This window comes from Oerskovia sp. NPDC056781, from assembly GCF_042789955.1.
GTDB classification, from domain to species: Bacteria; Actinomycetota; Actinomycetes; order Actinomycetales; family Cellulomonadaceae; genus Oerskovia; species Oerskovia rustica.
In genome coordinates, this window is record NZ_JBHUAD010000025.1 from 1 (window position 1) to 21,872 (window position 21,872).

22 protein-coding genes are annotated in these 21,872 nt (G+C 73.0%); 13 read left to right on the forward strand and 9 right to left on the reverse strand.

The window, feature by feature from the left end; genetic code table 11:
* Positions 1–46: 46 nt before the first annotated feature.
* From ACFRCR_RS03995 to ACFRCR_RS04005, 3 genes are all read right to left on the reverse strand, one after another.
* Entirely contained in the window at positions 47–325 is a 279-nt protein-coding gene (locus tag ACFRCR_RS03995; RefSeq protein WP_377675706.1) for a hypothetical protein, read from the reverse strand.
* Positions 322–1,605: an anion permease gene (locus ACFRCR_RS04000; RefSeq protein WP_377675707.1), complete on the reverse strand. Its 1,284-nt coding sequence runs from the start codon at positions 1,603–1,605 to the stop codon at positions 322–324. Before ACFRCR_RS04000 ends, ACFRCR_RS03995 begins: the two co-directional genes overlap by 4 nt.
* Positions 1,606–1,800: 195 nt before the next feature.
* A complete protein-coding gene (locus ACFRCR_RS04005) occupies positions 1,801–2,289 on the reverse strand; it encodes a VOC family protein (RefSeq protein ID WP_377675709.1) in 489 nt (162 codons plus the stop codon).
* Between the two features lie 108 nt (positions 2,290–2,397).
* Between ACFRCR_RS04005 and ACFRCR_RS04010 the strand changes: the two genes are divergently transcribed.
* Positions 2,398–3,369: a helix-turn-helix transcriptional regulator gene (locus ACFRCR_RS04010; RefSeq protein ID WP_377675710.1), complete on the forward strand. Its 972-nt coding sequence runs from the start codon at positions 2,398–2,400 to the stop codon at positions 3,367–3,369.
* A gap of 7 nt (positions 3,370–3,376) precedes the next feature.
* Here ACFRCR_RS04010 and ACFRCR_RS04015 read toward each other — a convergent pair whose 3' ends face one another.
* Positions 3,377–4,150, reverse strand: a complete 774-nt coding sequence (locus ACFRCR_RS04015) for an NUDIX domain-containing protein (RefSeq protein WP_377675712.1) — start codon at positions 4,148–4,150, stop codon at positions 3,377–3,379.
* Between the two features lie 96 nt (positions 4,151–4,246).
* On the opposite strand from ACFRCR_RS04015, the gene ACFRCR_RS04020 reads away from it, so the two are divergent.
* The 7 genes from ACFRCR_RS04020 (at position 4,247) to ACFRCR_RS04050 (ending at position 9,984) form a co-directional block, all read left to right on the forward strand.
* Entirely contained in the window at positions 4,247–5,293 is a 1,047-nt protein-coding gene (locus ACFRCR_RS04020; RefSeq protein WP_377675714.1) for an SPFH domain-containing protein, read from the forward strand.
* A 1-nt stretch (position 5,294) separates the two neighbouring features.
* Complete coding sequence (locus ACFRCR_RS04025; RefSeq protein WP_377675715.1) at positions 5,295–6,344, forward strand: hypothetical protein; 1,050 nt, start codon at positions 5,295–5,297, stop codon at positions 6,342–6,344.
* Positions 6,345–6,408: 64 nt separating this feature from the next.
* Positions 6,409–7,161 carry a DinB family protein gene (locus ACFRCR_RS04030; protein ID WP_377675717.1) on the forward strand — a complete coding sequence of 251 codons (753 nt, stop codon included), beginning with the start codon at positions 6,409–6,411 and terminating at the stop codon, positions 7,159–7,161.
* Positions 7,158–7,772, forward strand: a complete 615-nt coding sequence (locus ACFRCR_RS04035; RefSeq protein ID WP_377675718.1) for a hypothetical protein — start codon at positions 7,158–7,160, stop codon at positions 7,770–7,772. Before ACFRCR_RS04030 ends, ACFRCR_RS04035 begins: the two co-directional genes overlap by 4 nt.
* 113 nt (positions 7,773–7,885) lie before the next feature.
* Entirely contained in the window at positions 7,886–8,401 is a 516-nt protein-coding gene (locus ACFRCR_RS04040; RefSeq protein WP_377675720.1) for a VanZ family protein, read from the forward strand.
* Between the two features lie 88 nt (positions 8,402–8,489).
* Positions 8,490–9,227: a HEAT repeat domain-containing protein gene (locus tag ACFRCR_RS04045; RefSeq protein ID WP_377675722.1), complete on the forward strand. Its 738-nt coding sequence runs from the start codon at positions 8,490–8,492 to the stop codon at positions 9,225–9,227.
* A 163-nt stretch (positions 9,228–9,390) separates the two neighbouring features.
* A complete protein-coding gene (locus ACFRCR_RS04050; RefSeq protein WP_377675723.1) occupies positions 9,391–9,984 on the forward strand; it encodes a VanZ family protein in 594 nt (197 codons plus the stop codon).
* A 33-nt stretch (positions 9,985–10,017) separates the two neighbouring features.
* Here the strand turns inward: ACFRCR_RS04050 and ACFRCR_RS04055 are convergent, their stop codons facing one another.
* From ACFRCR_RS04055 to ACFRCR_RS04075, 5 genes are all read right to left on the reverse strand, one after another.
* Positions 10,018–11,736 carry a glycoside hydrolase family 43 protein gene (locus tag ACFRCR_RS04055; RefSeq protein ID WP_377675725.1) on the reverse strand — a complete coding sequence of 573 codons (1,719 nt, stop codon included), beginning with the start codon at positions 11,734–11,736 and terminating at the stop codon, positions 10,018–10,020.
* A gap of 64 nt (positions 11,737–11,800) precedes the next feature.
* Positions 11,801–14,266 (reverse strand): beta-glucosidase, encoded by a 2,466-nt coding sequence (locus tag ACFRCR_RS04060; protein ID WP_377675726.1) that lies wholly within the window; start codon positions 14,264–14,266, stop codon positions 11,801–11,803.
* Positions 14,267–14,273: 7 nt separating this feature from the next.
* Positions 14,274–15,236, reverse strand: coding sequence for a carbohydrate ABC transporter permease (locus ACFRCR_RS04065; RefSeq protein ID WP_377675727.1), 963 nt, complete (start codon positions 15,234–15,236; stop codon positions 14,274–14,276).
* Complete coding sequence (locus tag ACFRCR_RS04070; RefSeq protein ID WP_377675728.1) at positions 15,236–16,156, reverse strand: carbohydrate ABC transporter permease; 921 nt, start codon at positions 16,154–16,156, stop codon at positions 15,236–15,238. Before ACFRCR_RS04070 ends, ACFRCR_RS04065 begins: the two co-directional genes overlap by 1 nt.
* A gap of 25 nt (positions 16,157–16,181) precedes the next feature.
* A complete protein-coding gene (locus tag ACFRCR_RS04075) occupies positions 16,182–17,489 on the reverse strand; it encodes an ABC transporter substrate-binding protein (RefSeq protein WP_377675729.1) in 1,308 nt (435 codons plus the stop codon).
* 191 nt (positions 17,490–17,680) lie between these two features.
* On the opposite strand from ACFRCR_RS04075, the gene ACFRCR_RS04080 reads away from it, so the two are divergent.
* From ACFRCR_RS04080 to ACFRCR_RS04100, 5 genes are all read left to right on the forward strand, one after another.
* Complete coding sequence (locus ACFRCR_RS04080) at positions 17,681–18,691, forward strand: LacI family DNA-binding transcriptional regulator (RefSeq protein ID WP_191794525.1); 1,011 nt, start codon at positions 17,681–17,683, stop codon at positions 18,689–18,691.
* A 130-nt stretch (positions 18,692–18,821) separates the two neighbouring features.
* On the forward strand, positions 18,822–19,028 hold the full coding sequence (locus ACFRCR_RS04085) for a hypothetical protein (RefSeq protein ID WP_377675730.1): 207 nt from the start codon (positions 18,822–18,824) through the stop codon (positions 19,026–19,028).
* A gap of 75 nt (positions 19,029–19,103) precedes the next feature.
* The gene (locus ACFRCR_RS04090) at positions 19,104–19,334 is read left to right on the forward strand and encodes a FeoA family protein (RefSeq protein ID WP_377675731.1); all 231 of its coding nucleotides are present in this window, start codon (positions 19,104–19,106) and stop codon (positions 19,332–19,334) included.
* Complete coding sequence (locus ACFRCR_RS04095; RefSeq protein ID WP_377675732.1) at positions 19,331–21,457, forward strand: ferrous iron transporter B; 2,127 nt, start codon at positions 19,331–19,333, stop codon at positions 21,455–21,457. Before ACFRCR_RS04090 ends, ACFRCR_RS04095 begins: the two co-directional genes overlap by 4 nt.
* Positions 21,454–21,786, forward strand: a complete 333-nt coding sequence (locus tag ACFRCR_RS04100) for a hypothetical protein (protein ID WP_377675733.1) — start codon at positions 21,454–21,456, stop codon at positions 21,784–21,786. The genes ACFRCR_RS04095 and ACFRCR_RS04100 overlap by 4 nt, the downstream gene beginning before the upstream one ends.
* Positions 21,787–21,872: the final 86 nt, after the last annotated feature.

Here is a 21,872-nt window from a genome sequence, read left to right on the forward strand (position 1 = left end):
GTCGTCGAACGACGGGGCGGCCTCCAGTCGGGGGTCGTGCGGGAGGTCAGTGACCGCCGGACGCGAGGAACCAGATGCCCACCGCGCACGCGGCCAGCACCGTGCCGAAGCACACCACCGCGGCGGCGAGGCGCAGGCCCGTGGGGCGCGCCGTCGTCGGGTCTGCTTCCGTGCCCGACGGCGCACCCTCCACCGCGAGCGCCGCGCCCTGCGACGGGGCGAGCAGGCGGACGCCCAGCGCGAACAGCGCGGGCAGGCCCGCGCCGACGATCGCACCGGCGACCACGACCTGGAGCAGGGCGTCGAAGTGGATGAACTCGCTCATGCGTGGACTCCCTCACGGGCGGTGGTGGTCGGAGCAGCAGCGTTCGGGGCGGCGGCGTTCGCGGCCGTGGTCGCCGCGATCGTGGCCTCGGCCTCGGCCGTGACCTCGACGGCGACGGCCGTGAAGGACTCGGCGGCGTCGACCACAGCGGTCTCGCCCTCGCCGTCCCACTCGTCGTTGACGTTCGACGCGTCGACCGGCTTGCGGCGCGACGCGACCCAGATCGCGGTCGAGACGCCGATGAGGATCGTGAAGACCGCGACGGTCCCACCGACACCACCGATGACGTCCTGCAGCCAGAAGCACAGCGCGCCGACGATGCCGGCGGCAGGCAGCGTCAGGCCCCACGCAGCGAGCATCTTGCCCGCGACGCCCCACCGGACCTTCGCGCCCGGCATGCCGACGCCCGAGCCGAGGATCGAACCGGTCGCGACGTGCGTCGTCGACAGGGAGAAGCCGAAGTGGCTCGAGAGGAGGATGACCGCGGCCGAGGAGGTCTCGGCGGCCATGCCCTGGCGCGAGTCGATCTCGACGAGGCCCTTGCCGAGCGTGCGGATGACGCGCCAGCCGCCCAGATAGGTGCCCAGCGCCATGAAGAACGCGCACGACAGGACGACCCAGAACGGGACCCCCGAGTCGGACGGGACGGCCCCGCCCGCGATGAGCGCAAGCAGGATGATGCCCATCGACTTCTGTGCGTCGTTGGTGCCGTGCGCGAGCGAGACGAGCGAGGCGGAGCCGATCTGACCCCAGCGGAACCCGCGGCTCGTGGTGTCCTGCGGCAGGTCCTTGGTGATGCGAGCGACCAGGAAGGTGCCGAGCGCGGCGACCCCGATCGCGATCACGGGAGCGAGCAGAGCGGGGATCATCACCTTGGACAGGACACCGGTCCACAGGACCCCGCTCGTCCCGACCGCAGCCAGGACCGAGCCGACGACACCGCCGATGAGGGCGTGCGACGAGCTCGACGGGATACCCAGCAACCAGGTCAGCAGGTTCCAGGTGATGCCACCCACCAGGCCGGCGAGCACCACCTCGAGGGTGATGACGTTCGCGTCCACGATCCCCTTGGCGATCGTCGCCGCCACGGCCAGGGACAGGAACGCCCCGACCAGGTTGAGGACTGCAGACAGCGCGACGGCGGTCTTGGGCTTGAGGGCACGTGTGGCGATGGACGTGGCCATCGCGTTGCCGGTGTCGTGGAAGCCGTTCGTGAAGTCGAAGGCCAGGGCCGTCACCACCACGAGCGCGAGCAGGATCGTCTCGGTCACGTACTCCATGGTGGACGCTGGATGACAGCGGTCTGAACCAAGTCGGCGAGTCTTCGACGACTGTTCACCTGGAGTTCATCTGGCGTTCGAAGCCCCTTCGAAAGTGCTCTGTGGGCGCCGTCTGACGGGCGGAAACGGCTCGACATCCGGACGGTCCTGGCCCCGGCGACACCCTTGAGGACCGCCGGCAGCGAACCGGAGCGCTCACCCCTCGCGCCCCTCCAGCACCGCGAGGTAGTGCGGGTTCTCCATGACGCCGAGCACGTTCCCGAACGGGTCCACGACGGCCGCGGTCACGAACCCGCCGTCGCCCTGCGGGGTGACCGGCTGGTACTCGGTGCCCCCCAGGGCCAGCAGGCGCGCGTAGGTCGCGCGGACGTCGTCGACGTGCCAGTAGACGACCGCTCCGCCGGGCGCCGTCGCGGCCCCCGCGGGGGCATACGAGCGGTCGATGATCCCGAGCTCGTGCTGGTAGTCGCCCACCCGGAACTCGACGTACGCGGCCGGGGCCGGCGCGGGCGGCATGACGTAGTACGGGGCGACGCCGAACACCTCGGTGTACCAGGCGACCGCCGCGGTGACGTCGTCGGACCAGAGGCTCACGGTCGTCAGGCCGCGCGGCGTCGTGGCGGCGGTGCGGGCCGGGGTCGCGCTCGGGGTCGTGCTCGGGGTCGTGCCGGTCGTGTCGCTCATCGTCGGGCTCCTCGTGCCGTGCGGTCCAGCAGCGGTTCGTGCTGTTGCCTCCCACGCTACGGAGGATTGTGGAACGTGCGATTCCTCGATGCCTGCGAGGATCGAGGCATGTTGGACACCTCCGTACGGCTCCTGCGGTTGCTGTCGTTGCTCCAGGTGCGACGCGACTGGTCGGGCGCCGACCTCGCGGCGCGCCTCGACGTCACGACGCGCACGGTCCGCAACGACGTCGAACGCCTGCGCCTGCTGGGCTACGAGGTGCGCTCACGCACCGGGCCCGCGGGCGGCTACCGCCTCGCGGCGGGCTCGGAGCTGCCGCCGCTCCTGCTGGACGACGACGAGGCCGTCGCGGTCGCCGTCGGCCTCCAGGCTGCGGCCGCGGGGTCGGTCGCGGGCATCGAGGAGACGTCGGTACGGGCGCTGGCCAAGCTCGAGCAGTCGCTGCCGTCGCGGTTGCGGCACCGCGTCAACGCGCTGCGCCAGGCCACCGTGTCGGCCGCGGCGGGCGGCCCGACGGTCGACGCAGAGGTCCTCACCGCGGTCTCGACCGCGATCAGCCGCAGCGAGCGCGTGCGCTTCGACTACGTCGGGCGCGACGGCGTGGCGACCCTGCGGGACGTCGAGCCGCACCGCCTCGTCTACACGGGCCGCCGTTGGTACCTGCTCGCGTGGGACACCGTGCGCGAGGACTGGCGGACGTTCCGCGCCGACCGCATGAGCCCGCGCACGCCGGGCGGGCCGCGGTTCGCCCCGCGCGAGCCGCCCGAGCCCGACGTCGCACGGCACGTCATGCGGGGCGTCGGGTCGACCGCGTGGCACCACCGGCCGCGCATCCGCTTCCTCGCGCCCGCGACGGAGATCGCGGCGCGCGTCACGCCGACCGCGGGCATCCTCACAGGGTCCGACGACGGCACGTGCGTCCTGGAGACCGGCTCGGACTCGCTGCTCGACGTCGCGGGCTTCCTCGCGACGGTCGACACCCCGTTCGAGGTGCTCGACCCGCCCGAGCTGCGCGACCTGCTGCGCCGCCTCGCCGGCCTCTACGCGGCAGGAGCGCGCGAGCCGGCGGAGGGACGGTAGCCGCCGGTCACCCGGCTGGTCGCATGAGGGGCGGGTTGAGCACGGCGGGCACGGACGCGGGTGCCTCGTCCTGCCCGACGGCGTCGCGCGCCCCGGCGGAACGCTCGGCCTCGGGCGCGAGCCGGTAGAGCGCGGCGGGTCGGCCCGTGCCGCCCGAGGTCGACTCTCCCGTCTCGACGAGGAAGCCCGGCGTCCCGACCGCCTTGCGGTGGAAGTTGCGGGGGTCCAGGCGGGTGCCCCACACGGCCTCGTAGACCGCGCGGAGCTGCGCGATCGTGAACTCGGGGCCGCAGAAGGCGGTCGCGAGCGTCGAGTACTCGAGCTTGGCGCGGGCGCGCTCGACGCCGTCGCGCAGGATGCGGTGGTGGTCGAACGCGAGGTCGTCCGCGTCGGCGAGCGCCTCCTCGACCGGGTACCAGCCGACCTGCGCGGCGTCGCTGCCCGCGGTCGGCAGGCCGTACGTGGGTGCGAGCAGGAGGTGCGCGACGGTCAGCACGGGGCCGCGCGGGTCGCGGCCGAGCGGGCCGTAGGTGCGGAGCTGCTCGAGGTGGCCGGGGACCGCGACGCCGGTCTCCTCGGCGAGCTCGCGGGCGGCGGCCTGCGGCAGGGACTCGTCGGGCAGGACGAACCCGCCCGGCAGAGCGAGGCGGTCCCGGTAGGGGTCGAGGAGCCGCGTCACGAGCAGGACCTGGAGGGTCCCGTCACGGACCGTGAGCGCGACGACGTCGACCGTGACGGGGATCCGGGCGGCGGACGGCGGGGTCTCCGGGTGCTCGCTCATGCCCCCACCCTACCTTCTTATCGTCAGGTTGACGCTAAAGACGATCCAGGCTTATCGTCAGAGTGACATAAACAACCGCGACGGACGGAGCCTCCCATGGCCACCATCAAGCGCTACCCCTGGCTGCGACACTTCCTCGGCAGCCCCACGGGTGCCGTGATCCACCTCAAGGCGGGGCGCGTCGCGCACCACGGGATCGGCCAGGCCTTCTGGTTCCGCCCCGGAACCTCGGTCCTCAGCGAGGTCCCGGTCGACGACCAGGAGCTGCCCGTCCTCTTCCACGCCACGACGCGCGACCACCAGGACGTCACGGTCCAGGTCAACGTGACGTACCGGTTCGCGGACCCTGCCGTCGTCTCGCAGCGGCTCGACTTCGGGATCGACCCCGACACCGGGGCCGCCACGACAACGGGTCGCGACCAGGTCGCGACGATCATCGGCCAGCTCGCGCAGAGCCACGCGATCGACCACCTCGCCGCCGTCCCTCTCACGACCGCGCTCGAGCAGGGCGTGAGCCAGGTCCGGGCCCAGCTCGTGGGAGCCCTGGGGTCGGACGCCCGGCTGGCCTCGACCGGCATCGAGGTCCTCGGGGTCCACGTGCTCGCGGTCCGTCCCGACGGCGACGTCGAGCGCGCACTCCAGACCCCGTTGCGCGAGCACGTCCAGGCCGAGGCCGACCGGTCGACGTACGAGCGGCGGGCGCTGGCCGTCGAGCGCGAGCGCACCATCTCGGAGAACGAGCTCGCGAGCCAGATCGAGCTCGCGACCCGGCGGGAACGGCTCGTCGCGCAGGAGGGCGCCAACCTCCGGCGCGAGGCCGAGGAGACCGCCGCCGCGGCGCTCGTCGAGGCCCGGGCCGCGGCCGAGCGTCGCGACCTCACGTCGGCCGCGCAGGCCGAGGAGATCCGCCGGCTCGGCGAGGCGAACAACGCCAAGTTCCGGACCGTCATGGACGTGTACGAAGGCATGGACCGGTCGACCATCCTGGCCGTGGCGATGCGCGACCTCGCCGGGGCGCTGCCCAAGATCGGCAGCCTGACCATCACGCCGGACCTGCTCAGCGGCGCGCTCGCCGCGTTCACCGGTGCGGGGGCCGCAGGCGGCTCGGCCACCGGCGGCGCCGCTCCCACCCGGGGAGCCTGACGTGCCCCTCCAGCGGCGCGTGGTCGTCGTGCACCGGCGGACCGAGCTCGACGAGCTCCTCGACCGGCACGCGACCCGCGGTCAGGCCGAGTTCTTCCTTCGCACGCGCGGCCGCACGCTCGCCGCGGTCCAGGAGCGGCACGACGCGGTGACCGAGGCCCGCGCCCGGGTCGTCGCCGCGATCCCCGAGGGCTGGCGGCGGGCCGACGTCGAGCGCGCCGACCTCGGCCGGTTCCTCGTGGCCCCCGAGGACGTCGTGGTCGTGGTCGGGCAGGACGGCCTCGTCGCGAACGTCGCGAAGTACCTCACGGACCAGCCCGTGCTGGGCGTCGACCCCGAGCCGGGGACCAACGCGGGCGCGCTCGTCCGGCTCGACGTCACCACGGCCGAACGCCTCCTGACCCGCGCGGGGAAGGCTGCGGGCACCCCCGGCGGTCCCCGCTCCGCCGCTCCCCCGCCCGACGGCGCCGCGCAGCTCGGCAGCCTCGGCCTGCGGACCGAGGACCTCACCACGGTCGTGGCCCACCTCGACGACGGGCAGCACCTGGCCGCGCTCAACGAGGTCTTCGTGGGGCACCCGTCTCATCAGTCGGCGCGGTACCGGATCGCCGCGGACGGGCCGGGCGGGGGCAGCGGCACTGACGGGGAGCGCGGGGGCAGCGGCGAGCGGGGTGCGGCGGGTGGTCGCGGTCCGGTGCGCGGGTCCGTCCGGAGGGAGCGGCAGTCGTCGTCGGGCGTGATCGTCGCGACGGGCGCCGGCGCGACGGGCTGGTGCGCGTCGATCGCGCGCGAGCGCGGCGGGCGACGCCTCCCCGGGCCCACGGACCCTCTGCTCGCCTGGTTCGTGCGCGAGGCCTGGCCGTCGCCCGCGACGGGGGCGGACCTGACCGAAGGGCTGCTCGACGCGAATGGTGAGCTCCGGCTCACGGTCGAGTCGGACCAGCTCGTGGTCTTCGGCGACGGCGTCGAGTCGGACCGGCTCGTCGCGACCTGGGGCCAGGAGATCACGGTGCGCGTCGGGGAGAACCGGTTGCGGCTGGTCGTCGGCTGACCTGGTCGTCGGCCGACCTGGTCGTCAGCGGGCGGGACTGCCCGAGGTCCGTCATGGTGGAGCGATGACGACGTATTCCGGGACGAAGGAGTTCGAGGGCGCGACCTTCGTCAGGGCCAGCTTCAAGGGCGCCACCGTGCGGTTCTCCGACGTCAGCGGTGTGACGATGCGCGGCGTCGACGTGGACGGGCTCGACATCGACAGCCACGACCTGTTCTTCGGCAGCCTGGTCGTCAACGGGATCGACGTCGTGCCGTACGTGGACGCCGAGCTCAACCGGCAGTTCCCCGGTCGCGAGCTCCAGAAGGCGCAGACCGTCGAGGGGCTGCGCGACGGATGGGTCGCCGTGCAGGCCGCGTGGCAGGAGACGGTCGACGGCACGCCACCGGACATGGTGGACGCCCACGTCGAGGACGAGTGGTCGATGGCACAGACCCTGCGGCACCTCGTCCTGGCGACCGACGCCTGGCTCCGCGGCGGGATCCTGCGGATGCAGCAGCCGTTCCACGAGATCGGGCAGATCTTCACCGGCGCCGACCGGATGGGCTTCGACATGTCGATCTTCCGCGCGCAGCCGCCCTCGTACGAGGAGATCCTCGCCGTGCGGGCCGAGCGGCAGGGGCAGGTGACCGAGTTCCTGGCCACGGCCACCCCGGACCTGCTCGCGGAGGAACGCGACGACCCGTGGGGCGGCGAAGACTGGCACCCCAGCGTCGGGGACTGCGTGCGCGTGATCCTGGAGGAGGAGTGGGCGCACCTGCGCTACGTCCGACGGGATCTCGCCCTGCTCCGTGAGGCCCGGCCCGCGTCTCCGTGATGTTCTGGGACCGGCGGGGCGGTGGCGAGGGCGCGCTCGGTGTGCTGCTGGCCCGGGCCCTCGAAGCGCTCGTCCCGGTCGGGGGCACGAGATCCTCGAACGCCAGCCCGGATGGGTACCAGTACCCATTGCTCGTTCGTCTCGTCGATGGCGAAGATCGTCGAAGCCGCTGCAAGATTGACGGCCACCTCAGATCCGAGCAGGACAACGAAGGAGCAATCTTGAGGACTCAACGCATCGTCGCAGCGATCATCACGGCTGGCGCCCTGCTGTTCGCGACCGCCACTGGTGCCTCCGCGGGTACGTCGGGCACTGTCTACAGTGCCGGCAGCTACGCGAAGGCCACCTTCGCCCCCAACAACCCGGGGTATCACAGTGCCTACGTCAAGGTCATCGACAACCGCAAGGACGGCGCCAGCGCCGTCGCACAGGTGACCTTCGACGGGACCACCAAGAACTACAGGGCGAGCGACGGTGTGGGCTCGAGCGTCACCTGGTTCCCCGGTGGCATCGGACGGGGCGAGTCAGTCTCCGTGCGCGCATGCCGACAGGACGTCTCGGCAGGCGGCCCGATCAAGGACTGCGGCGCATGGAGAACGTTCGTCGGCTAGGCCGCAACGAGGCGGGGTGTCACGCGGCCCACGCGTGCGTGCGAGTCCAGGTTGCGGATACCGGCTACGGTGGGGCGCCCGTTGCCCGATTCCAGCTGGAGCGTCCTCGCACCGTGATCTCTACCCTCCTGGTCCAGTACCCGTGGTTCTCCCCGGCGGTCCTCGCGCTGCTCGTGATCGTCGGCCCGGTCGCGGGAAGGTCGCTGTACGGGCGCCCACGGATCGCCTGGACGCTGTTCGGGATCTCGCTGGTGCCGATCGTGCTGCTCACGCTCGTCCCGTCCAGCCGGGAGATCGTCGAGCGGTGCACCGTCGCGTGGGTCCTGCCGACGTTCGGCCGCGTCGAGCTCATGGCCAACGTGATCCTCTTCGTCCCGCCCGTCCTGCTCGCGGCGATCGCGAGCCGTCGCCCGCTCGTCGCGTTCCTCGGCGGTGTCGCAGGCTCCGCCGCGGTCGAGCTCGTGCAGGCGCTGCTCCCCGCCCTCGGACGGTCGTGCGACACCAACGACTGGCTCACCAACTCGATCGGGGCCGCGATCGGTGTCCTCCTGGCCGGCGCCGCGATCTTGGCTGCACGACGGTGGCCGTCGCACGAACCAGAATCCTCCGACGAGGTGGTACGCGCCTGAGCGACAGGGCCGAGACAGGTCTTTCGACGGTCGCACATCGGCCGAACGGCCCTACCCAGGCAGGGGCCGGAGCCCTAGCGTGCTGGTCATGAGCGTGCGTGAAGAGCACCGGGCCGCCTTGCGCGCGCTCGACGGCGATCCGGCCGCCGTGCGCGCCTACCTCTCGGCCCGCTCAGGGCTGCCCGGGCCTCGGGCGAACCTCGAGCTGATCGGTGCGTTCGCCGACGTCGCGCCGGCGGGCCTCGTGCTCGCCCTGGCCGACTCCCCCCACGAGTACCTGCGGTGCTGCGGGACGGTGGGCCTCGGCCGGCTCGTCGTCGAGGCCCCCACCGGGTCGCGGACTGGACCGACCGACCTGCTGCGCGTCCGTGCGGCCGAGGGGTCGTGGCGCGTCCGCGAGGCCGTCGCGATGGCGCTGCAGCGCATCGGGGACGCCGAGCCCGCGACCCTCCTCGCGCTCGTGGCTTCCTGGGTCGGCGACCAGGACCCGCTCGTTCGCCGTGCCGCGGTCGCCGGGATCTGCGAGCCGCGCCTCCTGCGCACCCGTGCCACCGCGACGGCCGCCCTGGACGCCTGCGCGTCCGCGACCGCCTCGATCCACGCGCTCCCGTCGGGCGCCCGGCGCGACACGGGCGTCCGGTCGCTGCGGCAGGCCCTCGGGTACTGCTGGAGCGTCGCCGTCGCGGGCGACCCGGACGCCGGTCTTCCACGCTTCGCCGTGCTGCGCGGCGTGGAGGACCCGGACGTGGCCTGGATCGTGCGCGAGAACGAGAAGAAGGCCCGCCTACGCCGCCTGCTCACCCCGCCCGACGCCCCGTCCGCCTGATCCGGACGCCGCGCGAGCGCGCCAGGGTGACGACGACGGTCGTACTCGCTGTCTCCTCGGATCCGACCACGGACGGATGCCGAGCCCGTCGCGCGTCCGACACTGTGGCATGGAGCCGCGGCACCAGCCGCCGCTCAGGTCTCGGAGAAGGTGCAGGTCACCCGTGTTCCAGCAGGTCCCGGTCCTCCCGGTCGTCGTCCCACTGGCCGCGGCGGTGCTCGCGGGGTTGACGTGGTCCCTGATCCGCAGCGGCCGGTTCTCCGTCCCGCGAGCGACGGTCGCCCTGGCGCTCTGCGTCTACGTCGCAGGGATCGTCGCGAACACCGTCTTCCCGATCTTCCTCGACAAGCCCGTGAGCAGCGCCCCCTGGGGAAGCCATCTCGCCCTCGTACCGTTCGCGGACTACGAGGTCGCCGACGCAGTCATGAACGTCCTGGTCTTCGTCCCGGTCGGCGTCCTCGTGCCGCTGCTCCTGGCCCGGGCCTCGTGGAGGAACGTGGTAGCGGCGGCAGCGCTCCTCAGCCTGACGATCGAGGTCACCCAATACGTGACGGCGCACCTGCTGGGTGGGGGGCACATCGCGGACGTGAACGACCTGATCTTCAACATCGCCGGTGGGGTGGTCGGCTTCGCCCTGTTCTCGGCGCTCGTGAAGGTCCCGTCCGTCAGCGCCGTCGTCGACCGGTTCCGCTGGCACGAGATCGAGGTCCGCAGCGCCGGGGCCAGGGCCGGGGCCGACGCGTCGCAGCACGGCTGATCCCGCCCCGGTCCCCTGAGGCGACGGCGACCCTCAGCGCCCCCGGTACTCCACGCACTCGACGTCCGCGACCGTCGCGGTCGTCGTCCCGCGGCCCGTCGCGTACGGACCGACCCACACGCCCAGGAACCCGCCCGCCTCGGGCGAGCTGAGCCGCCCGCCGTGCACGGTCGCGACGGCGTGAAAGCCACGCAGCGTCCGGACCCCGAACGCGTACTCCTGACCGACGGCGTGCAGCACCACGTCCACGGGTCCCTCGGCCAGACCCAGCGGCCCGAGCGCGGCGCGCCCCACGACGACCTCCTCGCCGCCGGAGCGCTCGACCACGAGCACCTCGCGCCCGCCGGGCGCAGGGCTCGGTACGGTGCCCGGCACGGAGCCGGACACTGCGCCCACCGGCCGGATCGCCGCCCCACCAGGAACAGCGACAGACTCCGCCCGCGTCACGACCGCCGCGATCCACGCCTCCTCGGACTGGCGCACCGCGAGCCCGGCCCACTCGTCGGGCCCGGCGGGGTCGACGTCGACGCGCACGGTCAGGTCCATGTCCGTGTGCTGCTGGCGACGCCCCAGGAACGCGGGGGTCGCTACGTCGGACAGCGTCGCGGGCAGCAGCGGGAGCCGCAGGTGCCAGGGCCGCTCGGTCAGGGACCAGAACCTGTCCCCGGTCCGCACCTGGTTCCACGCGAGGTCGAGCCTCTCGCCGGGCCCGTCGAACGTCTCGTGCACGACGACGGCGCCCACCCCGGCAGGTATGCCCGCCCGCGGAAGCCGCGCTCCGACGTCGGGCAGGGGGAAGGTCCCCGCGACGTGGCCGACGCCCGGCGCGACCACGGGCCACCCGTCCTCCCAGACGACAGGTGCGAGGAACGTCTCCCGCCCGAGGTTGGGGTAGTAGCCGCCGTAGGGGCGGCTGCCGAGCAGGACCATCCACCACTCGTCGGCAGCCGTCTTCACGAGGTCGGCGTGCCCGACCCCGACCACGGGGAAGTCCCGGCCCAGGTGGCGGTGCGTGAGGACCGGGTTCGCGGGGTTGCCCGTGTACGGGCCGGTCACGGTGTCGGCGCGCGCGACCGAGACCGCGTGGCGGTGCTCGGTCCCGCCCTCGGAGGCGAGCAGGTAGTAGTGGCTGCCGACCCGGTACAGGTGCGGGCCCTCGGCCCAGACCGCGCCGTGCAGCGCGCCGCGCCACAGGACGTGCTCGGGGCCGACGAGCGCGCCCGCCGCGAGGTCGAGCTCGCGCAGCCACACCTCGGTCTGGCCCTCCCACTCCCCCGGGTCGGCGAGGCGGGTGGCGGTGAGCCACACGCGCCCGGTCGAGTCGTCGACGAAGAGCGACGGGTCGATCCCGTCCCCCTCGAGCCACACGGGGTCGGACCACGGCCCGGCGGGGTCGGTCGCCGTGACGAGAAGGTGCCCGCCCTGCCCCTGCGTGTGGACGAGGGTCGTGACGACGAAGAACGTCCCGGCGTGGTGGCGGATCGTCGCGGCGTACAGCCCGCCCGACGACGGCACGCTCGACAGGTCCACCTGGTCGGTGCGGTGGATCGCGTGGCCCACCTGCGTCCACGTCACGAGGTCGTGGCTGTGGAAGACCGGCAGCCCCGGGAAGTACTCGAAGGTCGAGGTGACGAGGTAGTAGTCGTCGGGCGCACCGTCCGAGCCGGGGACCCGGCAGATGCTCGGGTCGGGGTGCGTCCCGGGCAGGACGGGGTTCGTGAACGTCGCCTCCGCGGGGATGGCCCCCGCCACCGGACCCGAGGTCGGCAGGGAGACGGGGGTCGGCCTGCCGACCGACCTCGGGTCCGGTACCACGTCAGCCCGCCACGAGCGGCGCGTGCAGCTCGCGCGTGTGGTCGACCACGCGCGCGTCGCCCACGAGCGACACCGGGGCTACGAGCCGCACGTCCGCGCTCGACGCCCCGAACCGGAGCTCGATCGCGCCGGGCTCGACGATCCGGCGACCGTCGCGCCCCGTGAAGGACAGGACGTCGGCGGGCACGGTCGCGCTCACGCGCGCCGAGGCGCCCGCGGCGAGCGGCACGCGCACGTACCCGACGAGCCGCTGCACGGGCCGCACGACCGACGCGACGGGGTCGTGCGCGTAGAGCTGAACGACCTCGACGCCGTCGCGCCCGCCCGTGTTCCGCACGACGAACGACGCCTCGAAGGCCCCGTCGGTCGCGGCCTCCGCAGCGCTCACCACGAGGTCCGACCAGTCGAAGGTCGTGTAGGTGAGCCCGTGGCCGAACGCGAAGGCCGCGGTCGGGTCGATGTTCGACACGTCGGTCGCCTGCGCGAGCGTCGCGGCCAGGTAGGAGGTCGGCTGGGCGCCCTCGGTCCCGGGAACGCTCACGGGCAGCCTGCCCGACGGCGCCACGCGCCCCGACAGGACGCCCGCGACCGCGGGGGTCCCCTCCTCGCCCGCGAAGAACGCCTGGACGATCGCCGCGGCGCCGGGCTCGCCGGGCGCAGGGGTCGCGGCCGCGCCCAGCGCGTACGGGCGACCCGAGAGGATCGTCACGATCACGGGGCGACCCGTGGCGAGCAGCGCGTCGAGCAGGTCCTGCTGGGCGCCGGGCAGGCGCAACGACTCGGCGTCACAGCCCTCACCGCTCGTGCCGCGACCGAACAGGCCGGCCCGGTCGCCCAGGGCGACCACGACGACGTCTGCCTCGCGGGCGAGCTCGACCGCCGCGGCGATGCCCGCGGCGTCGGCCGCCGCGACCTCGGCCGTGCTCACGGCCCCGGTCGAGGACGGGTCGCTCGTGCCGTCGAGCGTGATCGCGGGCAGCACGTCGAGCGTGACGCCCGGCAGCTCGGCGCGCAGGGACTCGGCGAGCGTGGGCAGCGAGAGCCCGAGCGGGATCTCGGGGTGGGCCAGGCCCACGTGCGCGGGGAACGAGTAGCAGCCGAGAACGGCCATGGGGTCCTCGGCCGTGGGGCCCACGACCGCGACGCGGCGCACGTCCGGGCCGAGCGGCAGCACGCCGTCGTTCGCGAGCAGGACGACGGCCTGCTCGGCGACCTCGCGGGCGAGCGCCCGGTTCGCGGGTCCGTCGAGGTCGACGGTCCCGCGCAGGGCGGCTGCCGCCGCGTCCTCGCCGGGCCCCGAGCCGGCCGCGAGCACGTCCGCGGGCACGTCGCGCAGCACCGCGGGGACGGGGTCCCAGTCGGCGTCGAGCAGGCCGAGCTCGACCTTCTGGCGCAGCACGCGTTCGAGCGCACGGTCCACGAGCGCGACGTCGACGTCCCCGGCCTCGAGGGCCGCGACGAGCGGCTCGCCGAACGTCTTGACGGTCGGCAGCTCGACGTCGACCCCGGCCGCGAGCGCCGCCGCGGCGGCCTCGGCCCAGTCGCCGGCCACGCCGTGCATGATCTTGAGGAACGCGATCCCGAAGTAGTCGGCGACCACGGTGCCGTCAAAGCCCCACGTGTCGCGCAGCAGACCGGTGAGGAGGTCGCGGTCGGCGGCCGAGGGGATGCCGTCGGTGTCGGTGTACGCGTGCATGACCGACCGCACGCCGCCCTCGCGGACGGCCATCTCGAACGGCGGCAGGATGACGTCGGCACGCTCGCGCGCCCCCATCGAGACGGGCGCGTGGTTGCGTCCGCCGCGCGAGGCCGAGTACCCCGCGAAGTGCTTGAGCGTCGCGACGATCCCGGCGGACTCCAGTCCCTGGACGTAGGCCGTGGCGACGGTCCCGACGAGGTACGGGTCCTCGCCGATGGTCTCCTCGACACGGCCCCAGCGGGCGTCGCGCACGACGTCGAGCACGGGGGCCAGGCCCTGGTGCACGCCCACCGAGCGCATGTCCTGCCCGATCCGCGTCGCCATGCGGCGCACGAGCCCGGGGTCGAACGTCGCGCCCCACGACAGCGGCACGGGGTAGGCCGTGGCACCCCACGCGGCGAATCCCGCGAGGCACTCCTCGTGCGCGAGGGCCGGGATGCCGAAGCGGTTCGCCGACCGCACGCGTTCCTGCGTGCGCAGCAGCGACAGCGCACCCAGCGCCGGGTCGACCGGGTTGGTCCCGAAGGGGCGGGTGAGCTGCCCCAGCCCGTCGGGCAGGATCGCGTCGAGGTCGACGCCGTCCTCCATGTCGTGCTGGTGCGGGGCGACCTCGCCGCCCTCGGCCGACGCGCCGACCCACACCCCGAAGAGCTGGGCGACCTTCTCGCGCAGCGTCATCTCGGCCATGAGCGCCTTGACGCGGGTCGCGGTGCCGACCGTCGGGTCGGACCACGCGGGGAGTTCTGTCTGGTTCGTCTGAAGAGTCATGGTGGAGCTACTTTCCGCCGACGCCCATGAGGCCCTGGACCAGGGCACGACGGGCGAACAGGTACACGAGCAGGATCGGGATCATCGACATGACGACCGCAGCGAGGAGGCCGGGGATGTTGACGCCGTACTGCGTCTGGAAGTTGAAGAGGCCGAGCGTGATGACCTTGGTCGACTCGGACTGCGTGAGGATCAGGGGGAACAGGAACCCGTTCCACGCCTGCAGGGCCGAGTAGACGACGATCGTCGCGACGCCGCCCTTGGACAGCGGCAGCACGAGCTGCATGAACACCCGCCTGGGCGACGCGCCGTCGAGGGCCATGGCCTCGTAGAGCTCGTTGGTGATGTCGCGCATGGAGCCGCTGAGGATGATCGTGCAGATCGGCAGGCAGAACGCCGCGGTCGGCAGGATCACGCCGATCAGGTTGTCGTACAGGCCCACGACCGAGATGACGTAGAAGATCGGGACGATCACGGCGCTCGCCGGGACTGCGAGGCCCAGGAGGAACATCCGGAAGATGCCCGTGGTGGCGCGCGAGCGGTTGCGCACGATCGCGTACGACAGCGGCGGCACGAGCAGCACCACGATCCCGACCACGGCGACCGTCACGACGAGCGTGTTGAGGAAGTAGCGGCCGAAGCCCTGGTCGAACGCGTTGGTGAAGTTGTCGAGCGTGAACGTGGTCGGCAGGGACAGGGGGCCGCCCTCGGCGTACCCGGCCTGCGTCTGGAACGACGCGGTGACGAGCACGTAGAGGGGGATCGCGACGATCAGCAGCCAGATCGTGACCGCGACGCCCGCGCCCCAGTTGGGCCGGTTGCGGCTGCCCTTGCCCGCCCGGCCGCCTGCCCGACGCCGCCGCGCGCCGCCGTCCTGCGTCCCGCCCGGGCGGGACGCACCGCCCGGGGAGGGCGACGTCGTCGGGCCGGAGACCTGCTCCGCGGGGGTGACGCTCAGGTCGTTGCTCATCACACGCCCTCCAGCTCGCTGCGCATCTTGTCGTACCCGGACAGGCGGACCATGACCAGGGAGATCGCGGTCGCCGCGACGACCAGGACCACGGCGATCGCCGACGCGAGCCCGAAGTCGAAGCCGCGGAACGCCTTCTGGTACATGTAGAAGGCCGTGATGGTCGTGTCCGTGCCGGGCCCGCCGTTGGTCAGGATGAGGACCGTGTCGAACGTCGTCAGGCCGCCGACGACCATGAGGATGACCGACGTGATCATGGTGTTGCGCAGCTGCGGGAGGGTGATCGCGAAGAACGAGCGCGCGCGCCCGGCACCGTCGATCTCGGCCGCCTCGTAGAGCATGGGCGGCACGGCCTTCGCGGCGCCCTGGTAGATCAGGGCGTGCAGCGGCGTGAACTGCCACAGGCTCACGAACACCAGGACCGCGATCGCGGTCGACTGGTTGCCGAACAGGTTGCCGTCGCCGAACAGCCACTCCATCTGGGCCGGGACGCCGAAGTTCGGGTCGAGCACCGCGCGCCACAGGACCGACACCGCGGCCGCGGACAGCAGCAGCGGCACGAAGAAGATCGCCGAGAGCACCGCACGGTTCCACTGGTGGCCCGCGGCCCACACGCCCAGGAGCATCGCGACCGGGGTCTGGGTCACGACGCCGAGCGCCGTCAGCACGAGCGAGAGCCCGATGCTCTTGAGCATCACGGGGTCGTCGAGGAGACGGGACCAGTTCTCGGTCCCGACGAACTCGGGGCTGCCCAGGCCGCTCCACTGCGTGAACGACAGCACGAGAACGAGGACCATGGGCAGGAGGGCGAAGAGCCCGAAGAACAGGGCGGCGGGCAGGGCCCAGACCACGCCCGGGCGACCGACCTGGAGGTCGGCGGTGCCCGGGCGCGTGCGCCCCTGGGGTGCGCGGGTCGTCATGACGATCTCCGTCCGGGGGACCGGGTCAGCGCGAGGCCGGCAGGGACTTCATCGTAGCGATGAAGCCGTCGGCGTCGATCTGGCCGCTGAAGAACTGCTGGACCGCGATCTTGAGCGGGGTGCCGGCGGCCGGGGGGAAGGCCTGGTCCCAGGACATCTGGAAGTGCGGCGCGTTCTTCACGAGGTCGAACTGGAAGGCGGCGTACTCGGGGCTCGCGGCCTGGTCCAGGAACTGCTCGGTGTTGGTCGTGGTCGGCAGGTTGCCGATCGCGAGCTGCGCCTCGACGAACTCGTCCGAGTACATGAGCTTGAGGAAGTCGCGCACGGCGTCCGGGTAGCGCGTCTTGGCGAGGACCGAGTAGAAGTTGTTGGTGTTGCCCGTGATGTTGGCCGCGTCGCCCTTGCCGCCGTCGATCGCGGGGAAGGCCGTGTAGCCGAGGTTGGCGTCGGTCCACCCGGGGTCCACGTCGTAGTGCGTCGAGTAGTTCCACGAACCCATGAGCTCGAACGCCGCCTTGCCCGTGCGCAGGAGCGCGGGCGAGCCGCCGTCGGTGAACTTCACCGAGTCGAAGTTGGTGCCGAAGGCGCCGGCGTCGATGAGCTCGGACAGCTTGTCGAGCGCCTCGTGGCTCTCGGCCGAGTCCCACACGTCGGTCTCGCCCGCGAGGGCCTTCTCGAAGAGCTCGGGGCCGGCGACGCGGTCGAACGCGTACTGGTACCACATGAGGGTCGGCCACTGGTCGGCGCCGCCGAGGGCGATCGGGGTGACGCCCTTGGCCTCGAGGGTCTCGACCGCGGCGAGGAGCTCGTCCCAGGTCTGGGGGGCCTCGATGCCCGCGTCCGCGAGGACCTGCTTGTTGTGGAACAGCATGACGGGCTGCGTGCCACGCATAGGGATGCCGTAGGACTTTCCGTCGATCACGGCCGAGTTGAACACGGCGGGCAGGAACGCGTCCTTGAGCTGGGGGTCCTCGGCGATGAAGTCGTCGAGGGGCAGCAGCAGGTCGGCGTCGACGAAGGGCTCGATGGAGCCGCCGCCCCAGTTGAAGAAGACGTCCGGCGCCGCGTTGGTGTCGATGATCGTCTGGAGCTTCTGCTGGTAGTCGGCGCCGGGGATGGTGTCGAGGACGACCTTGACGTCCGAGGTCTTGTTGAACGTGTCGACCATCTGCTGCTCGACCTTGTTGGTCGCGTCCCCGTAGACCATCACGTGGATCTCGTTCTCGGGGCGGCTCGACCCACCGGAGTCCCCGCTCGCGCACGCTGCGAGCGGGAGGACCAGCGCCGACGCCACGGCCGCGGCCGTGAGCGACTTCCGCGTTCTTGTGTTCATCATCGAACCCTTTCGAAAGTTTCGGCGTCTGCGCCGAAAGTACTCGGTTGTCCTGGACTCTAAGGCGCGAGATCCTCCCGGTCAACACTGAGTCTGAACTGTTACCTGCTGCGAGAAGCCTGGAAACTGCCCCTCGAGACCTCGACGATCACCCGTCGAAACTTTCCGCCCGAGGCGCTACGCTGACCCGCATGACCGACGACGTTCTTCCCGGCCGGGTCACCCTCGCCGCCGTGGCGGCCGAGGCCCAGGTGTCCCTCTCGACCGTGTCCAAGGTGCTCAACGGGCGCACCGACGTGTCCGCAGGGACCCGCGACCGGGTCGAGGCGCTGCTCGTCCAGCACGGCTACCGACGTCGCAAGAGCCCCACCGCCTCGGCCCCCCTCATCGAGATCGTGTTCCACGAGCTCGAGAGCATCTGGGCCATGGAGCTCATCCGCGGCGTCGAGGACGTCGCGCGCGAGCACGGGGCGAGCGTCGTGCTGACCGAGTCGGGCACCCGGCACGCCCCCGGGCCCGAGTGGATCGAGGGCGTCCTCGCCCGCCGACCGCTCGGCGTCGTGCTCGTCTTCTCGACGCTGCCCGCGGCCGTCAAGGAACAGCTCCGCTCGCGGGCCATCCCGTTCGCGGTCATCGACCCGGCCGGGGACCCCGAGCCCGACGTCCCGTCGGTCGGCTCGGCGAACTGGCAGGGCGGCCTCATGGCCACGCGCCACCTCATCGAGCTCGGCCACCGTCGCATCGGCGTCATCACGGGCCCCGAGGACATGATGTGCTCGCTCGCCCGCCTCGACGGCTACCGGTCGGCGCTCGGCACGGCGGGCATCGCGGCGGACCCCGACCTGGTGCGGTTCGGCGACTTCCACCCGCAGGGCGGCACCGATCGCGCCGAAGAGCTCCTGAGCCTGCCCGAGCCCCCCACCGCGATCTTCGCGGGCTCCGACCTCCAGGCCCTCGGCGTGCTCGAGGCCGCACGCCGCCACGGGCTGCGCGTCCCCGAGGACCTCTCGATCGTCGGGTACGACGACGTCCCCGTGGCCCGCTGGTCCAGCCCCGCGCTGACCACGGTCCACCAGCCGCTCCAGGAGATGGGCCAGGAGGCCGCGCGGCTCGTCCTCAAGGCGCGCGAGGGCGACGTCACGAACACGCGCATGGACCTCGCGACGAGCCTCGTGGTGCGCGGGAGCACGGCGGCTCGCTAGCACCTGGGATACCCCAGCCCCGTACGCCCCGCCACCGGGGGCCACGTGACTCTCTTCACTCGCATCTCGCGTCACGTGGGCCCCGCAACCGTGTCTACCGTGGTGAACGCACAACCCGGAGGTACGAACCATGAGCACCCAGCACGCCACCGAGCCCGCCCCCGTCACGGCCGGGCTCTCGCGCCGCGAGATCCACCACGCCCAGACCGCCTCCCCTGCCCCGAGCCTCTGGCAGCGCCTGCACACCACGCCCACGCACCCCGTCGCCCTCACGGTCACGACCATGGCGCTCGGCATCCTCGCGGGCATCGGTGCGGGCGCGCTCCTCAACCTCTGACGGGACCTACGGCCCGGGCCGCCCGGGACCTCCAGCACGTGAGGTGAGGCTCACCTCACGTCTAGCGTCGGGAGCATGAACCTGGCTGAGGTCCCCCCAGGGGCGCACGTCGTCCTGTCGTCGGTCCGCGAGGACGCACGCACCTCGCCGGGTGCCGGGGTTCGCCTGCGCGAGCTGGGACTTCGCCCGGGGGCGGGCATGACCGTGGCGCTGCGGACCCCGTTCGGCGGGCGCGTCGTCCTCGTCGGCCGCCGCCGCATCGCGCTCGACGCCGCGACGGTCCGCCGGCTCGAGATCGCGTCGTGAGCTGTCCGCACTGCGAGGGCGGACCGGCACACGGCAAGGGGCCCGACGGCGCCGCTCACCCGCCCGCGCGAGGTCGCCGTCGCGGGACCGGCCCGGGGGCACCGCTCGACGCGACAGAGCTCCCCGCCGCGCGGATCCTGCTCGTCGGGACGCCCAACTCCGGGAAGTCGACCCTCTTCAACCGCCTCACGGGCGCCCGCCAGACCACCCGCAACGCTCCCGGGACGACGGTCGAGCTCGCCCGTGGGACCTGGCGGCCCGGGACCGGAGGCCGAGACGGCGCCGGGGCACCTGGCGCCCCGGGCACCGCCGGGACCACCCTCGTGGCCCCACCGACCCTCGCGATCGTGGACCTGCCGGGCACCTACTCGCTGACCCCTGTCTCCCCCGACGAGGCCGTGACCGCGGCGGAGGTCGCCCGCAGCACGGCGGGCACGGCGGGCACGGCGGGCACGGCGGGCACGGCGGGCGAGACCGCTGTCTGCGTGCTCGTCGCCAACGCCGCCGAGCTCCACAGCGCGCTGTTCCTCCTCGGGCAGGTCGCCGCCCTGACCGACCGTGTCGTGGTCGCCCTGACGATGACCGACGTCGCCACGGTCGACGGCCTCGCCGTCGACCCGGCGCAGCTCTCCGAGCGGCTCGGGGTCCCCGTCGTCGACGTCGATCCCCGCACGGGCCGCGGCACCGAGGAGCTGGCCGACGCGGTCCGGGCGGTCGCGCACGAGGCACGCGGCGTCGTCGGGCTCCCTTCCCTCGCGGGTACCGGGGTGCCCATGGCCCCGGAGGCCGACGCCGACCTCGACCGGATCGACGCGCTGCTCGGCTGGGCCGACGACGTGGTCGAGGCGATCGACGCCCACCGTTCCACGACCCGGAGCCGGGCCGACCGGATCGACCGGTGGCTGCTCAACCCGTGGGTCGGGCTCCCGGTGTTCGTCCTGACCCTGTGGGCACTGTTCCAGCTCGCCACGTGGGCGGCGGCGCCGATCATGGGCGCCGCCGAGGCGCTCGTCACCGGTCCCGTCGCGGGCGTCGTCTCGTGGGCGCTCGCCGGCCTGGGCCTGGGCGGCGGGTGGTTCGAGGGACTGCTGATCGACGGGGTCGTCGCGGGTGTCGGCGTCGTCGTCGCGTTCGCGCCGCTCATGGCCATGATGTTCCTCGCGATCGGGCTGCTCGAGGACTCGGGCTACGTCGCGCGGGTCGCGGTGCTCGCGGACCGGCTCATGCGCTCGGTCGGGCTCGACGGCCGCGTCATCATGCCGCTCATCGTCGGCTTCGGGTGCAACCTGCCCGCCCTCGCGGCGACCAAGACGCTCCCGCACGCCCGGCAGCGCCTGCTCACGGGACTGCTCGTCCCCTACGCGTCGTGCCCCGCGAGGCTGACCGTGTACGTCCTGCTGGCCGAGACGTTCTTCCCCCGGCACACGGGCCTCGTGGTGCTCGCGATGTACGTGCTGAGCGTGCTGCTCGTGCTCGGCGGGGCGTTCGCGCTGCGCGGCACGCTGTTCCGCGACCTCGACCGGGAACCCCTCGCGCTGGTCCTCCCGGCGTACCACGTGCCGCGCCTCGGCCCGCTCCTGGCGACCACGGGCCGTCGCGTGCTCGCGTTCCTGCGCGGCGCGGGCACGATCATCGTCGCGGTCCTCGTCGCCGTGTGGCTGCTGCTCGCGATCCCCGTCACCGCCGGCCACACGTTCGGCGAGGTCCCCGTGCACGACTCGGCGTACGGCCGCCTGACCGACCAGGTCGCCCCCGTGTTCGCCCCCGCCGGCTACGGCGACTGGCGCACGACGTCCGCCCTGGTCACCGGGTTCGTCGCCAAGGAGGTCGCCGTCGGGGCGCTCGCGCAGGCCTACGCCGTGGACGAGCCCACCGGGTCGTCACCCGGCGTGCTCGGCGAGCAGCTGCGCACCACGCTCGACGAGACCTCGGGCGGGCACGCGTCGGCCGCGGCGCTCGCGTTCATGGTCTTCGTGCTCGCCTACACGCCGTGCCTCGCGACGGTCGCCGAGCAGAAGCGCCTGTTCGGCTGGCGCTGGACGCTGGGCGCGGTCGCGGCCCAGCTCACGGTCGCCTGGGTCCTGTCGGTCGCGACGTTCCAGCTCCTGCGGCTCGTCTGGTGAGCACCACGGCGCACGCTCCCGCGAGGCACCGTGACCTCGTGCGGCCGGTGCTGGCGAGGATCCACGCGGGCGACACGACGGTCGAGGCCGCCGTCGCGCTCGGCCTCGACCCCGGGCTCGTCGAGGCGACCGTCGCACAGCTCGTCCGGCTGGGGCTCGTGCAGGTCGCAAGGCCGCCGCGGTCGGGCGGCGCGCCGTGCTCCGGCTGCCCCGGTACCCCGGGCACCCCCGGCACCCCGGGCCCCCGGGGCACACCTGGCGACGCGCAGCCCGCACGTCGCCTCCCCTCGGCCTGCACGGGCTGCCCCCTGGCATCACGCTCCCGCTGAGTGCGGAGCATTCGTCGTCGACCGGACACCGCGACGACAGCTGGTCCGCACCCGGCCGCGCCTCCGTCCGCCCCTCGGAGCCGCTG